This is a genomic window from Paenarthrobacter sp. TAF1 (genome assembly GCF_052113825.1).
Classification (GTDB): Bacteria; Actinomycetota; Actinomycetes; order Actinomycetales; family Micrococcaceae; genus Arthrobacter; species Arthrobacter nicotinovorans.
Genome location: NZ_JBFRDO010000002.1, coordinates 241,434 through 255,147, shown reverse-complemented (window position 1 = coordinate 255,147; position 13,714 = coordinate 241,434). Strand labels below are relative to the sequence as shown.

20 protein-coding genes are annotated in these 13,714 nt (G+C 62.7%); all 20 read right to left on the bottom strand.

Annotated elements, in window-relative coordinates:
- Positions 1-56 precede the first annotated feature (56 nt).
- The gene (locus AB4Y81_RS03290; RefSeq protein WP_441995239.1) at positions 57-338 is read right to left on the bottom strand and encodes a hypothetical protein; all 282 of its coding nucleotides are present in this window, start codon (positions 336-338) and stop codon (positions 57-59) included.
- 177 nt (positions 339-515) lie between these two features.
- Positions 516-1,325 (bottom strand): hypothetical protein, encoded by an 810-nt coding sequence (locus tag AB4Y81_RS03285; RefSeq protein ID WP_441995238.1) that lies wholly within the window; start codon positions 1,323-1,325, stop codon positions 516-518.
- Between the two features lie 139 nt (positions 1,326-1,464).
- A complete protein-coding gene (locus AB4Y81_RS03280; protein WP_441995237.1) occupies positions 1,465-1,776 on the bottom strand; it encodes a DUF7169 domain-containing protein in 312 nt (103 codons plus the stop codon).
- Positions 1,773-2,084, bottom strand: a complete 312-nt coding sequence (locus tag AB4Y81_RS03275) for a DNA ligase LigA-related protein (RefSeq protein WP_441995235.1) — start codon at positions 2,082-2,084, stop codon at positions 1,773-1,775. The genes AB4Y81_RS03280 and AB4Y81_RS03275 overlap by 4 nt, the downstream gene beginning before the upstream one ends.
- Positions 2,081-3,943, bottom strand: coding sequence for a DNA polymerase (locus AB4Y81_RS03270; protein ID WP_441995233.1), 1,863 nt, complete (start codon positions 3,941-3,943; stop codon positions 2,081-2,083). The genes AB4Y81_RS03275 and AB4Y81_RS03270 overlap by 4 nt, the downstream gene beginning before the upstream one ends.
- 339 nt (positions 3,944-4,282) lie before the next feature.
- Positions 4,283-6,805 (bottom strand): phage/plasmid primase, P4 family, encoded by a 2,523-nt coding sequence (locus AB4Y81_RS03265; protein WP_441995232.1) that lies wholly within the window; start codon positions 6,803-6,805, stop codon positions 4,283-4,285.
- Positions 6,806-7,179: 374 nt separating this feature from the next.
- A complete protein-coding gene (locus AB4Y81_RS03260; RefSeq protein ID WP_441995231.1) occupies positions 7,180-7,623 on the bottom strand; it encodes a hypothetical protein in 444 nt (147 codons plus the stop codon).
- A complete protein-coding gene (locus AB4Y81_RS03255) occupies positions 7,620-8,252 on the bottom strand; it encodes a metallophosphoesterase family protein (RefSeq protein ID WP_441995229.1) in 633 nt (210 codons plus the stop codon). Before AB4Y81_RS03255 ends, AB4Y81_RS03260 begins: the two co-directional genes overlap by 4 nt.
- Positions 8,249-8,416, bottom strand: a complete 168-nt coding sequence (locus AB4Y81_RS03250) for a hypothetical protein (RefSeq protein ID WP_441995227.1) — start codon at positions 8,414-8,416, stop codon at positions 8,249-8,251. Before AB4Y81_RS03250 ends, AB4Y81_RS03255 begins: the two co-directional genes overlap by 4 nt.
- Positions 8,413-8,625: a hypothetical protein gene (locus AB4Y81_RS03245; RefSeq protein WP_441995225.1), complete on the bottom strand. Its 213-nt coding sequence runs from the start codon at positions 8,623-8,625 to the stop codon at positions 8,413-8,415. Before AB4Y81_RS03245 ends, AB4Y81_RS03250 begins: the two co-directional genes overlap by 4 nt.
- Positions 8,622-8,867 carry a glutaredoxin domain-containing protein gene (locus tag AB4Y81_RS03240; RefSeq protein ID WP_441995223.1) on the bottom strand — a complete coding sequence of 82 codons (246 nt, stop codon included), beginning with the start codon at positions 8,865-8,867 and terminating at the stop codon, positions 8,622-8,624. Before AB4Y81_RS03240 ends, AB4Y81_RS03245 begins: the two co-directional genes overlap by 4 nt.
- Before the next feature lie 66 nt (positions 8,868-8,933).
- Positions 8,934-9,098: a hypothetical protein gene (locus AB4Y81_RS03235; RefSeq protein WP_441995221.1), complete on the bottom strand. Its 165-nt coding sequence runs from the start codon at positions 9,096-9,098 to the stop codon at positions 8,934-8,936.
- A 17-nt stretch (positions 9,099-9,115) separates the two neighbouring features.
- Complete coding sequence (locus AB4Y81_RS03230) at positions 9,116-9,262, bottom strand: hypothetical protein (RefSeq protein ID WP_441995219.1); 147 nt, start codon at positions 9,260-9,262, stop codon at positions 9,116-9,118.
- The gene (locus AB4Y81_RS03225) at positions 9,263-9,979 is read right to left on the bottom strand and encodes a recombination directionality factor (protein WP_441995218.1); all 717 of its coding nucleotides are present in this window, start codon (positions 9,977-9,979) and stop codon (positions 9,263-9,265) included.
- Between the two features lie 143 nt (positions 9,980-10,122).
- Positions 10,123-10,527, bottom strand: coding sequence for a hypothetical protein (locus tag AB4Y81_RS03220; RefSeq protein WP_441995216.1), 405 nt, complete (start codon positions 10,525-10,527; stop codon positions 10,123-10,125).
- Complete coding sequence (locus tag AB4Y81_RS03215) at positions 10,524-10,892, bottom strand: DUF4406 domain-containing protein (protein ID WP_441995214.1); 369 nt, start codon at positions 10,890-10,892, stop codon at positions 10,524-10,526. Before AB4Y81_RS03215 ends, AB4Y81_RS03220 begins: the two co-directional genes overlap by 4 nt.
- Entirely contained in the window at positions 10,889-11,236 is a 348-nt protein-coding gene (locus AB4Y81_RS03210; protein ID WP_441995212.1) for a hypothetical protein, read from the bottom strand. The genes AB4Y81_RS03215 and AB4Y81_RS03210 overlap by 4 nt, the downstream gene beginning before the upstream one ends.
- Entirely contained in the window at positions 11,233-12,072 is an 840-nt protein-coding gene (locus AB4Y81_RS03205; RefSeq protein WP_441995210.1) for a hypothetical protein, read from the bottom strand. The genes AB4Y81_RS03210 and AB4Y81_RS03205 overlap by 4 nt, the downstream gene beginning before the upstream one ends.
- A gap of 221 nt (positions 12,073-12,293) precedes the next feature.
- On the bottom strand, positions 12,294-12,878 hold the full coding sequence (locus AB4Y81_RS03200) for a hypothetical protein (protein WP_441995208.1): 585 nt from the start codon (positions 12,876-12,878) through the stop codon (positions 12,294-12,296).
- 104 nt (positions 12,879-12,982) lie between these two features.
- On the bottom strand, positions 12,983-13,603 hold the full coding sequence (locus AB4Y81_RS03195) for a hypothetical protein (protein WP_441995206.1): 621 nt from the start codon (positions 13,601-13,603) through the stop codon (positions 12,983-12,985).
- Positions 13,604-13,714 lie beyond the last annotated feature (111 nt).

Below are 13,714 nucleotides of genomic sequence, written 5' to 3'. Positions count from 1 at the left end.
TACGCAAGTCGGCATACGCAAAAAGCCCCCGGCGCGTTGCCAGGGGCTTTTGGTTATTAGGCCGGGTGATCGCCGACGATCGTCTCGACCATTTCCTTTAGGCGGACCTCGCCGACGGCTTGCTTGCACGCGGCGACTACTTCGGAGATCACGGCCTCGTCCGTCTCGACGTAGACGGTCTTACGGATCAGGAGATCGGAGCCGTTATAAGAGCGGCGCTTCCGGACCTCGACGAGGAGGGCGTTATCGCTGTAGCCGTCGCGCTTGATCCGGTAAAACTCCGGCTCGACGATCGCGGGAGCGCCAGCGGCGACGAGGGCCTCGTAAGTGGTTGCCATGGTGATTTCCTTCCAGGTGGTTTCGCTTGTAGGTAGAGAGAGCCAGGAGGGGCGAGTCTGCTCACTGGCGAGTTGTCAAGTTTTGGGATGGGGAGTGCATGGGTAGTTCTCCCCATGGCGGGAGGGAGGCGGCCGTCATAACTTAGAGCCATGACAAACCGCCTCCCGCAAAGCGCCCTACGCGACGCCGAGAGCCTGACGCATCTTGCCGAGGGCGCCGGAGCGCACGCGCTGGACTTTCGGACGCGAAAGGCCGAGGCGGTGGCCGATCTCGGCGTCAGCTACAGGGTCGTAGTCGGTGAAGCCGTAAGCCAGCTTGCAGACGTCAGTCTCCAGATCGTCGACAGCCTCGAAGGCGGCCTCTACGGTCAGCCGGTCCTCATTGGAGAGGTCGACGCCGTAGATCGACTGGGCAGAGTCCAGGCGGTCGAGCTTGTCGCTGGCTTCGTCCTCGGAGCTATCCGCGTCGTAGGACTCAACGCCGCGAAGAGCGGACAGGACGGCGAGGAAGGTCTGAGTCGCCATGCTGTAGGACGGCGCCAGGGCGGCGGCCTCGTACACGTTCCCGTCGGCGTGACGGAGGATCGAGAAGAAACGGATCAGGGTCCGGCGCGGGACGGTGAACGCGGAAGCGCTCACGGCCGTCTCGGAGATCTGCTCGGTCAGGTTCGGCTTGATGATCGCCGCGAGCCGCTTGTGCTCGGAGTCGTCGAACTTGCGGACGGCCTCGATCAGGCCGGTAACAAGGTTCAGCCGGACCTCTTCAAGGGCTGACTTATCGGCACCTGGAAGGGCCCGCGTGAACCACTTGACGGCGTTGTTCAGCGCGTAGCTGTAGGCGTACATGAGCGCGATCACGGCCTCGTTGTCGCCGTTCTTTGCCAGGGCGATCGCCTCGCGCTCGGCTTCGGCAGACTCGAAACGGCGCTCGATGTTGCGGTCGAAAATGTCAGAGAGAACCTTGTCGAAGGACACGGAAGTAGACATAGCTGTATTGCTCCTTTTGCGTGAGGCGCCTCGCGTGGCAAGGCATGAGAATGCCCGAGGAAATGTTTCCGGGGGGATGCCGTCAACAGTAAACCGCGAAAGACGCCTCACGCAAATTGACGTAAGGCGTCTTTCGTAACTATTCGGTAACGCCGTTCCAGGCGTCGACCGCGTCGTTCAGGGTTGCCGTCATTTTGGAGAGGCGAACCGTCAGGTCGCGGACCTCGCTCGCGGCCTCGCTGAGGGCCTCACGGACGGCCAAACGGCGGGGGTCCAGGACAATGTCGCCGGTCGGGTCGCCGTGGCCGCCAGTGGCTCGCTGAGTCGTGTCCTCGCGGGGCTTCGGAACCGGGGAGGCTTCCCACTGGATCTCTTCGGCGGCGTCGATAGCGCGGGTGAGGTTCATAGCGCCGACGACGAGGTTACGGGACTGGACAGAGAGAAGAGTCATTCTGAGTAGGGCCTTTCGTTGTGAAGTTTGAGGAGCTCCTGGGCGACGACGTTCTCGCCAGGAGAATCAAGCGGGAGGTCGAAGCCAGTCGAGCTCGTGAAGTCTTGGAAGGCGTCCAGCTTGTAGCTGACGCTCTCGGAGATCTCGGGGTGCTTCCGCTGAAGCTGAATAAGCTCCTGGGCGAAGGCGTCATAGGTGAAGTCCGGAATCAAAGGCGAGTCCAGGCGGTAGTACAGGATCGAGTGAACGAGTACCTGATGCCGCCGCCAGCGGATAAGGCGGGCGACGGCTTCAGGGGCGAGGCTCACCAGATACCCGCCATGGGATCGGCGCCATACGCGGCGCCCCAGTTCTTCCCGGTGACCTCGCCAGTCGAGGACAGAGGCACGCCGTAGAAGTTGCCGGACATAATCCGGCCGATCTCCTGGGCGACTTCCTCGGCTTCCTTCTCCGGCGCACTGGCGAGAATTTCGTCGTGGATCGGGAGGAGGAGGTATTGACCGAGGCCAGCGTCGAAGAGGTCGACGATCGCCTGAGCCAGGACGTCGCGAGCGGTGGACTGAATCACGTAGTTAGTCGCCGAGTAGAGCCGGTCACGGTCGAGCGGAAGGTGACGGCCGGAGACGGTGATAACTTCCTTTTTGCCGTACTCGGCCCGCTTCTGAAGTCTCGCGCTGTAGCGCTTGATTTCCGGGTAGACGCGGTCGTATTCGGCGATCGCGTGCTTCACGCCTTCGATCGGGGCGCCGGTCTGACGGGCCAGGGTGTCAGCCCCGCCGCCGTAGACCTTTCCGAAGCCGGTACCCTTCATAAGCTTCCGGTGGAACTTCGTGTAGTCCGGCCCATAGACGAGCTCGGCGGTGTAGCCGTGAAGGTCGACGCCCGTCTCGATCGCGTGTTTCATGGCCTTTACGTCGGCCAGGGCGGCCAGGACGCGAAGCTCGATCTGATCGTAGTCAGACGAGATCATGACCTCGCCGACGTCGCCGACAATGGCCCGCCTGATCTTGTGATCGCCGGAGGGCAATTGCTGAAGCGGTGGCCGGGAGATCGACATTCGGGCCGTCCGTGCCTGGAGGCCGCCGATCGAGGCGTGAATGCGGTCGTTCGTATCTCGGAGATCCAGGAAGGCGTCGACGTAGCTCGTTTGCCACTTGCTCGCCCGCTTCGCCCTCATGACAGCGTCAGCGAGCGGGTTCGGCTCTCGTGCTTCGATCCGCTCCCATTCACGGTCGAGGTCGGCCAGCAGCGAGAGCACGGCCTTATCGACCTTGTAGGCGCCGGAGTCCGTCCGCTCGGTCAGCTCCTCGCCCATGCCCAGGAGGGCCTCGGAGACTTGCGTCGTCGAGTTGATGTTGTCCACGCCGTAGCGCTTGGCGACGAGGGAGAACTCCTCGTGCTCCCTGATCAGGTCTTGCCGGAGCTCGTTGATGTAAGCGACGTCGAGCTTCAGGCCCTTCCGCTGCATGATCGCGAGGAGTCCCTGGAGGTGGTGCTCGAACTTAGAAAGCGGGTTGAGGCCGAGATCCTTGATCAGCGGCGCGAGCTCACGGAAGAGCCGCGTCACGAGGATTACGTCCAGACCGGCATAGCGGACGTAGAGCTCGTGGTCGATCGGGATCGTCGCGAAGCCGAACGGGATATGCGGACGCTTGCCCGCCTTCCGGATGAATGCCTCGATCTCTTCGAGGCTGACGGTCTTTTTCCAGGCCGAGAAGAGCTTCGAGAAGATCGCCGAGAGGCCCTCTTGTGTGTCCGGCGCCTGATCGTCGACGTAGATCTCGCAAAGCTCTTTCAAGTGGAGCCCCGCGCCGCCTTCCGATTTCATGCGGGGGTCGAGCAAGTGGGCGAAGATCCGCGTATCGAAAACGCGATCCGCGAGCTCCTCGATCTTCACGCCGAGGGTCTGGTCGATCACCTGGAGGTCATAGGCCGCATTGTGGGCCACGAAGTAGCGGTTTTGCCGGAGGGCCCGAACGATCGCGTCGTGGAAGAGATCCGCCCGCAAAACCCAGGCTTCCGTCTCGTTGCCGATCTGGACGAGGCGCGTCTTGAAAGTCGCCTCATAGATCCCGAGGCCGGTCGTTTCCGTATCGAGTCCCAGGACTTTGTCGCCCTGGGCCAGGAAGGCGTCGAAGCCCGCGAGCTCTGCCCGCCTCTCTGGCATGTAGATAACGCAAGCGTCGCCCGCGATCGTGTGATTGAGGGTTATCAAGGGTTCCTCCTTTGAGGTCGTGTAAACAGTGGGGGAGTGGCCGGAGGCGGAGTCGAACCGCCCGCCCTCGCTCGTGCGTCGAGGACTTCCAAAGCGTCATGAGCGCGTCCGGCCTTGGATGCCTCCCCGTCCGGAGTCGAGTCACGGACGGGGAGGGCTTGGGGGTGTTACTTATGCGCGGTCGCAGGGGTTAGGCGCCCCGCGCCAGTGAACGAGGCGACAGTCTGGGCAGACATATTCCCGCTCGTCGAGATCGAGATCCGGCTCGTATTCGAGATCCATAAAGGCTCCTTAGAGGTTGTCGAGATCCGCGCCAGTGATCGGCGGGAGCGCTATTTTCGGTTCACTTGGAGAGAGAGCCACCGGGGCCTCTTCTGCTCGCTCTGGCTCGGCGTGATCCGGAACCGCGTCCGTCTGCCGTGCTCGCCGGACGCCGTCGAAGGCGACGCCGGTCGAGGTCTTCCGCTTCGTCAGCCCGCGCTCTTCCAAGGCGCCGAAGAATGTTCGGCGCGTCCAGATTTCGCGCTGCGGGAGGTTTTCCTCGTCGGCCCAGTTCAGGTAGGCGTCGAAGAGCACCTTTCCCTCGACTCGGCCCGCCTGGGGGTCGTGGATGAAGACGCCAGGAAGGAAGCCCGCCAAAGCATCCGATGTTTCGCGGTATTCCTTCGTTGAGCTCTTGATGATCGAGGGATCTTGAAGGCCGTTCTGGTACCACTCGATCGCCCCTCGGACAGCCCACGCGAGGATGCCCTGAGATTCCGCCAGGAGTTTGTCGCCGAGGCGGTGGTCGCGCTCTTCAGGGGCGAAGTAGCGCTCCCAGGGGATCAGCTTCACGCGGCGCCAGAGGCCCTCGTCCTGACCCTTGAAGCTCGGCTTGAAGTTCGTAGCCAAGTTCAGGAGGAACGTCGGCCGGAACTCGAAGAACTCCTTACGCATGAATCGAGCGGCGATCAGGTCGCGGCCGGTGACGCGCTTCAGGACAGACTCAGCCATGGGGCGGCCTTGCTCGCCTTCGGCGGCCATGACCATGCGGGCGCCTTTCAGCGCCGCGAGGTCGTTCGGAATGCCGCCCGACGCCCGATCCTCGAAGGTCGAGAACGGAGTCGTCGTCGTGAGCTCGCGGAACACTTCCGTCAGAGTGTCCGTGTAAACACTCTTGCCGTTAGCGCCGGTCCCCCAGAGGACCGCGAAGCATTGCTCGGTCGTGTGGCCGGTGATGCCGTAGCCGACGAGGCGCCGCATGTAGGCCGGAAGTTCCGGATACTTCGGGAAGACCTCTTCGAGGAAGCCCTCCCAGCGCGGGCACTTCGCGTTAGGGTCGTAATCGAACTCGACCCGGCGAGTGAGCAAGAGCGACGGATCGTGAGGACTGAGCTCGCCGGTCTTCAGATTGACGACGCCGTTCCGGCACGCGAGGAGATCCGGATGCTGATCGAAGTCGCCGACGGAGGCCGGGACGCCCTGGACAGCTTGGAGCTCGCGAAGCATGAAGTTCAGGCCGTTGGAGGTCTGGACGTGAGCGGCGTACTTGTTCAAGCGCCCCGCTCGCTTCTTCTCGGACTCTGACGCTCCATCCCGCGTAGCCTCGATCGAGGCGGTACGGGCCAGATCCCGAACGAGGTCGGCGACGCTCTGGGCATGGGTACGGATACCCTGACGCTCGTCCTTCCGCCATACGCCCTCGTCCAGGAGGAAGAAACCAACCTCCTCGGAGTAGCGGACGCCGGAGCCGATGCTCTCGATGTAGTCGCGGAGGTACCGGGCGCCGCCGAGGTCGGTCAGGCTGTAACGGTCCTCGTCCCATGCCAGGAGTGCGGCCGTTCGGGACTTGACCGGCTCAGCCTTTGCGATCGCCCGAACCGCTTCGGCGTAGAAGCGGTGAGGATCGCTTGCCCTCCAGTCGGTCAGATCTTGACCGTCCGGCACGTCCAGCACCTTGACGCGGATATCGTGAGCGGCCAGCGCTTCGGCCAAAGTGGCTGAAAAACGGCGTCCTGCCGGATCGCCGTCGCCCGCAATGACCGCCTCGCGGCCGTCCAGCATGGCGACGAGGTCGGTAATCACGGTGGAGTTGGCAGACAGGCCAGCGCCACGGATGCCGATCGTGTCGAAGCCCAGGGCACAAGCCGCCGTCAGGGCGTCGCCGGGGCCCTCAGTAATCAGAACCTCGTCGAAGCCAGCGGAGCCAGGGAACCAACCGATCTTTGCCCAGGAGGCGCCGTCAGGGCTCTTGGGGCCTAGCCAGCGAACGGCGGCGTCCTTTGCCAGGGCGCGAGCCTGGAAGCCACGCGGAACGCCGTCGCGATCACGGAACGGGACGACGAGGCGAGGGCCACCAGGAAGGCCAGAGAGGAGGTTGTGATCTTCGTCGTATTTGGCAGGGCCAGCGAAGCCGAGGCCGAGGCGCTCGATATCCTCGGAAGCCATGCCGAAGCGGGTCGCCGCGTAGTCCAGAGCCTCCAGGGCGGACTCGCTGACGACGTCGGAGAGATCCTTTGCGAAGCGGTCCAGCTGGACGGCCAGGGCCGCCACGTCGGACGGCGAAGCCGGGACGTCCTGAGACGTTGCCAGCTTGTCGAGCTCGACGTCTCCCGCCGTCATGCTGGCGAGATCTTTCATGGTGATGCCCAGGGCCTTGACGACGTCGGCGGTCTTGCAGCCAGCACGGCAACGCATAAGCACCTTGCCGGAGTCGCTGACCGTCATGCGGAGGCTCTGCTTGCTGTCGGCGTGGGCGGGGCAGTGGACGAGGTAGCCGTCGGTCGTCGTTTCGACGTCGTCGAGGGTCGCGATCAGTTCGGCGAGGGTACGCAAGGGCGCCTCCTTTTTCGGAGTGGATGGGTTCAGGGGAAGAGAGAGCCAGCGAGAGCGGGTTTGCTCAATCGGTGGAGGAAAACTGGGGAGTAGCTGAAAAAGTGGTGAAAGGCGGCATTCAGGATGCGCTATTGTTGAGGGCGTCATACAGGAGACGCTCTACGCGGGCTGGGGCGGCCGCGTTGGGGGAAGAGAGGAAAGAGTAGTGCCAGCTTTGGAGGCATATCCGGCGACGGGGCCGATCGACTGGGTCCAGCCCCTCGTCGAGGCGGAAGAGTCAACTTACGTTCTCTTACCGATCCTCGACGAGGGGGAGCGGGAGCATATGGCCGTCTTCAGGGACGGGTCATATACGCGCTGGGTGCCCTCGGGGGCTAACCTCTAGGGAACTCCGTTTCGTTGGCTAGGGAGGCTCTGGCAGAGTGGGCCTCCCAGGCCGTCGGATCAGCCGCTTTCAGGGCCTCCTCGGCGGAGCGCAGCCGGAACAGCAACCGGGCCCAGGTAGCAACATTCATAACTGCATAGGCGTCGCCGATCGAGCGACGCGCACGCTTCACGAAGACCACGCCGAACGGTTCCCCGGCGTGGATTTTTTGTTTCTCGGCGCCGTCCAGCCCCAGGCGGATCGCGTCCTCCCAGGACTTGTAAGCCTTCGCCTGGATGATGAACGGGCTTACGCCGTGGATATCGCCGGAGTCCTTGAAACCCTCCTGAGCAACACGGCGGGGCACAAGGCCGAAGCCCCCTCCCCAGAAGGAGGAGAGGGCCTTGACGATCAGGGTTTCAAAGGCCGTGCCTTTGGCTTTTGCAGCGCTCACAGAGCCTCCCTTCGGTAGGCCAGCGTGGCGGCTTGCAAGCTCGGGGCGTCGAGCTTGCCCTTGCCCACGGCTTCGAGGCCGCCGATCATGGCCTCCATAACGCCCGCCTCGATCGGGTAGGGCCACTTGTCGACGCCGACGTTCACCTGACGGCCTCTCACAGTCCATTGGTCGTGAACGTGGCCGTGGATCAGCCAGGAGCCCTCGTCGCGAAGCCTCCATTGCCGGTGACGTTCCTTCTCGTGGTGGTCGCCCTCATACGGGAAGTGGGACAGGAGCACCTTCCGGCCGCCAGGGAGGCGGATCTCGTCGTGCAGGGTGACGGAATCGAAGACCTCCAGGAAACGGCGAAGGTTCGCGTTGCTCTTGCGGTGCAGGGGGTGGGCGGCGTCGTGGTTGCCCAGGATCAAATGCTTCACGCCGTTTACACGCGCTACCTGAGCGAGGCCGGCTCGGATGCTGCCCATGAAAACGTCGCCCAGGACGTAGACGTGATCCCGCTTCGTCACGCGGGAGTTGATCCGCTCGATCAGGGCCTCGTCGTGCTCCTCGGCGGAGTCGTAGCCGCGAGTTTGCGCGACAAAGTCGTGGTTGAAATGCCAGTCAGAGTGAAAGTAGACGCGGCTCATTTGTGTTTGTCCTCCCAGTGGGGTTCTTCGCGGGTAAAGCCGATCTGAGGGCCTCGCGTGTAGTCGGCCCGCTCCAGGTCGGCGTAGGTGTCACCCTTCGGGCCGTCAGGCTCGGGAGGGGTGGAGCGGTTGATATCGAGGCTGAGCGAGAGGCGGATCTTCACGGCCGCCTCCCGATCAGGAGGTAATTCAGGTCGAGTAACCGCTCGAAAGCGTCGGCGGCCTCCCAGCCGTGCTCGCGGCCGACGGCGGTATAGGCGCAGCCGTGACAACAGAACGCCGAGGGGTCGAGAGCCTTCAGGGCCGGATAGGTGGCCTCGATCTCGTCGAGCTCGGCCTGGAGCTCCTCGCGGGTCGGGGTCTGGACGATCACAGGAGCCCCTCCTCGCGGGCGATCGCCTCGATCAGGTCCGGACGGAAGCCGGTCCACTCGCGGCCGTCGGACGTGATCACGACGGGCGCCTCGGTATAGCCCGCGTCGCGGAGGAACTGGGCGGCGCTCTCGTTCTCCTCGACGTTGAGCTCGGTATAGGCGAGGCCGTGCTTTTCGAGCTTGCGCTTCGTGGCCTTGCAGGGTTGGCAGACGGTACGGGAGTAAAGGGTGATTTCAGGCATGGGAAAGCTTTCGGGTAAAGGGAAGCCCCCGCCCCAGCCGGTAGGCCAGGACGGGGGCGAGAGGAGCTAGACGCGGACGGCGACGCCGTCGAACTTGTCGGCGGCCTTCTGGGCGTCGGCGTAGCCCTTGAAGGTGTTCAAGGGCTTGCCGTCTTTGCCTCGGAGGGTCTTACCCTGCCGAGTTGCAGCCCTCCAGGGCCGGACGTCGGTCTTTGTGAACTTGCGAGCCATGGAGGGGCCCCTTTCAGTTAGTTGTCGCGGAAGATTGCGCAGAGAGCCAGGGAACCGGCGAGACCAACCCAGAACTGAGTCCAGAGGTCCAGGGTGGGAAGTCCGAAGACGTCCCAGCCCCAAATCTGGAAGGCGATCCAGGCGAGGAGAGCGAGAATCAGCATTTACGCGGCTCCCTTGATGGTCAGGACCGGCTTGACGTAGGAGACAAGCTGACCGGCACGCGGGCCGTTCTTCGCCGTGAACTCGACGCGCTCCAGCTTCAGGGTCGCCTTGACCTTGCCCGTCTCGGAGTCGGCCGCGTAGTCCGCGAGCTCGCCCTCGACGTCGTTGTAAGCCAGGTCGGAGGCCATGCTCCAGGAGCCCGTCTGGAACTTGAAGATTCCCAGGTCCGGCTCTTCCGCAAGTCGGAAGTAGAGCTCGATCTGAGGCTCGGCGCCGATGCCGTCGCGAGCCTTCGCCTTGCGTTCCTGGAAGCTCAGAGCGGCGTCCGGATCAGGTTCGCCCTTGCGGTCTTCCGGGTAGTCGATCGTCTGACCGTCGCCGGACTGAATCAGCTTGCCGGAGCGGCTCCAGAGAACCATCTTCTGACGGAGGGCCTTCTCGCCGTCCAGGATGATCGGAACCTCAGCCGAGGCGCTGAAGACCTCCAGGTTGTCCTCGCCCTTGGCTTCCCATTCCTGGGGAGCTTCGCCGCCGAGGATCTCGTGGATCGCGTCGGCAACTTCGGGGTCGCCGGTGGTCACGCGCCACTCGTTCAGCGAGGCGGGGCGGCCGTTCAACTGATGCCCAGAACGGAAGCGGCCGACAATGTCGTCAGCGAAGCGCTGGCGCGGCTTCTGAGCGGTAGCCGGATCGTTGCCGAAGATATTCAAACCCATTTGCGTTAGACGCCTTTCGTGATGATTGCATGTAAGTGTCAGGGGCCGTAGCGGCCCGTCGTGGTGACAAGTAAAGAGAGAGCCAGGAGGCCCTCAGTTGCTCACTGGATCAGCAAGTTTCTGAGGGCCTCACGGAGGGCGCCTTACCCGGCTGTCAGCGGCTTAGCGACGCCAGCGGGGCGCTGGATACGAGGGCCAGGGGTCGAGCCCGTTCCAGCCTCGATTACGGCCTTCTGGCGGAAGTGAGCGATCCCGAGGACGTCGGCGATCTTGCCCGAACGCCGAGAGCCCATGAAGGGGAGGATCTCCCGCATGATGCCTTCGGCGCGGGCGCCGGAGATCTCCGTATGCCAAGTGGACTTAGCCGGGGCAGGGTGGAGCGAAAGGCGGATCTTTGCATCCATGAGGGACGCAGCACGGCCGACAACGTCGCGGTCGGTCATGGCGAGGCGGATACGCGGGTACTTGCCTCGGTGGGCGTCAAAGCTGCCTTCTCCTTCGAGGAGTCCGGCCAGCCACAGGAGGTCGTCGCGGTTACCGTGGATCAATTCTGAGTTTCCTTCCGGGAGTAACGGGCCATGGTTACGAACGCCTCGACGGGCGCAACCATGAGATCAAGGGCAGAGCCCAGGTGGGCCTCGACTTTCGCGCCTTCGGACGCTTCCCAGCCGTCCAGGAGCGCGACGCCGTCGACGCCGAGAATCGCCTGGACGTCGCGACGGAGAGCAGCGACGCGGTCGGCGGGGGTGAAGTCGGAGACAGGGGCAGAAGGGTCGAAGCCCGTCTCCAGGTCGATCTCGGCGGGCGAGACAACCTCATAGCCGAACTCGCGAAGCGTCTTCGCGGCGGCGTGGAACGCGGGGAAGTTCCACTCGGGGTAGCCGGTCATAGGTCCGGCGAGATAGACCTTCACTTGACCCTCTTTCGCTTCAGTTGTGCAAGGGCGGTTTCGAGCTCCTCGTCGCGGTATTTCTCGTGGTCGCGGAAGCGCATTGATTCAGCGAGGCGCTGGATCTTGTCAGCGTCCAGATTGAAACGAGGGCCTTCGCCGAAGAGGCGGAAGCCGCCGACGGTGCCGAAGATCTCGCCGAGTGACGGGTCGAGCTTCTCCAGGTCGCGGAGGGTCTTCTCGGCCCAGTCCCGCTCGTTCTTCGTGTCCCAGTAGGCCGCGAAGACGCAGAAGATCAGGAAGACCGCCCCGAGGGCGATCATGACGATCGCCCCCAGGGACATAGTTACGACAGTGTCCGGACTCATTCGGCCGCCTTACGAGGGGCGCGAGGAGTGCGGCGCTTCGGTCCTGAGCTCTCGTCGGCGTCAGCGGGGCCGGAGGCAACCTCTCGGCCGACGACGGTCGACTTGATCTCCTTCTCATAGCGGAAGACCTCGCGAAGGTGGAGGAAGATCTCGAACATTTCTTCGTCAGCGCGGACAGGGACGAGCTTCCAACCTTCAGGGCGGATATGGAGCACGGCGCCGCCGTCAGCTTCAGGCATAGGCACACGGCCGCCGTCAGCGCGAATGATCGAGTCGGCGAAGCGGTACGCCGAAAGCTGGATACCGACCTCTTCGTGAATGCCTGAGCGGGTCGTCTTGTTATCCATCCAGAGACGCTCGCCGTCGATCTCGGCGTAAGCGTCGAAGCTACCGGCGTAGCCGTGCTTATCGCTCCAAACCGTCTCTTCCATGAAGTGATAAGTCGGCTTGACTACGCGGAGGTACTCGTCGAAGTGACGGACGAAAGGCTCCAGGTCAGGATGCACTCGACCGACGTTCTGACCCTTCGCCATTTTCTCGAAGAGATCATGCGCGGCGGTTCCGATATCGGCGGCTTTTCGCGTGTTGCGATCCGGCGACTTTTTGAGGAAGTCCACGGCGGCGTCGGCCTGATCGTTGAGGATCATTTGCAGGACGGTCGGGAGGGAGTCGACGGCGGTCTGGGCGACTTCTTTAGCGGCCCAGTAGCGGAGGAACTCCTTCGGGAGCATTCCGAGGATGGAGGTTACGCCAGGAACCTTGATAGCGCCGTCGTCGGGATTGACGTAGAAGCGGGCGCCGCCTCGCTTGATGGTATTTACCTTGGGTGTCGTCACGGTGGACGATCTCCTCTCAGTGTCAGGATCGGGGACACTAAGAGAGAGAGCCAGGAGGGGCGGATCTGCTCGCCCGTTGGGGAAGTTCTAGGGGCCTAGAGGCCAGAATGACGATATGACGGAACGAACGTCATTTTCTATTAGTGCTTAAGAGAGAGAGAACTTAAAGCACTAATGGAGAATGACGTAAGAACCGTCATATCGTCACTGTTTCGTCAGGATCAAGCCGCTCCGGCGATCTCGTTCGCTCGATCGGCGACTGACTGAAGCGCCGCCCGCGCCGCTCGGCGTTCCTTGGCGGGAAGGGCTGACACAGTCGAAGCGTTTACACGCTTTAGAGCTGCCTCGATCAGAGCGCACGCCTGACGGATCTCGTCGGCGGTCTGGAGCTCGGCGCCCCCGTTGAAGAGATTCAAAGTGTTGGAGGCTCGCTCGCGCTTCTCGACGGAGCGCTCACGCGGGCTCGACTTGCGAAGACCGAGATCGTTTAGAGTCTCGTCGTCGAGTCGATCGCGGAGGATATTTCCGGAGTGGTATCTAACGGCGGCCTGGAGTGTATGAAGTTGTTCGCTTGGCACGTTGGCGCGACTCATTGCCTCACGTACCCACGTACGGTAGGCGTATGTGCGGCCGAGCCAGTCGGGCTCGCCCTCCTTTGTGTAGAAGTGGTTTCTAGCGTCTACAAACGCAGTCGCCACTTCTCTTAGTAGCTCCGTCTTACGAGTATCTGACGCCGATAGAGACTCGTGCAGAGCACTAGAGGCCACTTTGAGTAACCCATCTATCGTGTCTATTTTGTTATTCATGTTCCACAATGTACTAGCCGAGGGTCGCCTTACGCTAGTTCGCCACGCAAAAACAAAAAGGCCCCAGCCCTCCACCCTTGGGAGAACTGGGGCCTTGCTTGTGACTACAAGTAATAGCGTCCGTATGTGTCGAACATTCGAGTCACGTCTCGACCGATCGAGTCGGCGAGATATTCGAGATCTTCGACCTCGTTGTTGTTGTGCAAAACGACGTTTGCCGCGTAGTCGTCGAGAGCCGTTTCGGAAGCGTGAGAATCGCCGTCGCTAGGCAAGTCACGCAAGATCCGGACCAGGAAGCCGTTCGCGTAACGAATCGCGTTAGCTTCGTTCGGGAACCGGACGTCAGTCACGACAACCGGCGTTCCAGCTTCGCGAAGAGCGTTGATCCTCGCGAAGGCCGCCCTGATCCAGAACTGATCGTCGATCTCGCGGATCGCGTCAGAGCCGAAGCGCTGAAGCTGGGCGCGGACTTCGGGAACGTAGTCCTTCGCCTTTTCCCATCCGAGCTCGTCGATCACTTCCTGGAGTCGCCACTCGCGGACGCGGACAATGCCCTCGTGCTGAAGTGGGAAGGTGCCGACGATCGGGTTCAGACGATAGACGGCCTCGCGAAGCGGGTCAGCCAGGGCGACTCGTTCAAAGCCGAACTTCTCGACCAGGACGGCCGCGAAGGTGTCCTTTCCGACTCGCTTCTTTCCGATCAGGCCGATAAGTGGTGCGTTCACTGTGAATCTCCTCTAAGTGATTGGGTAGGGGACACTCACAGAGAGAGCCAGGAGCCCTCGCTTTGCTCAGAAACGACGAAAAGCCCCGCCCTCGAAGTGAGAGCGGGGCAA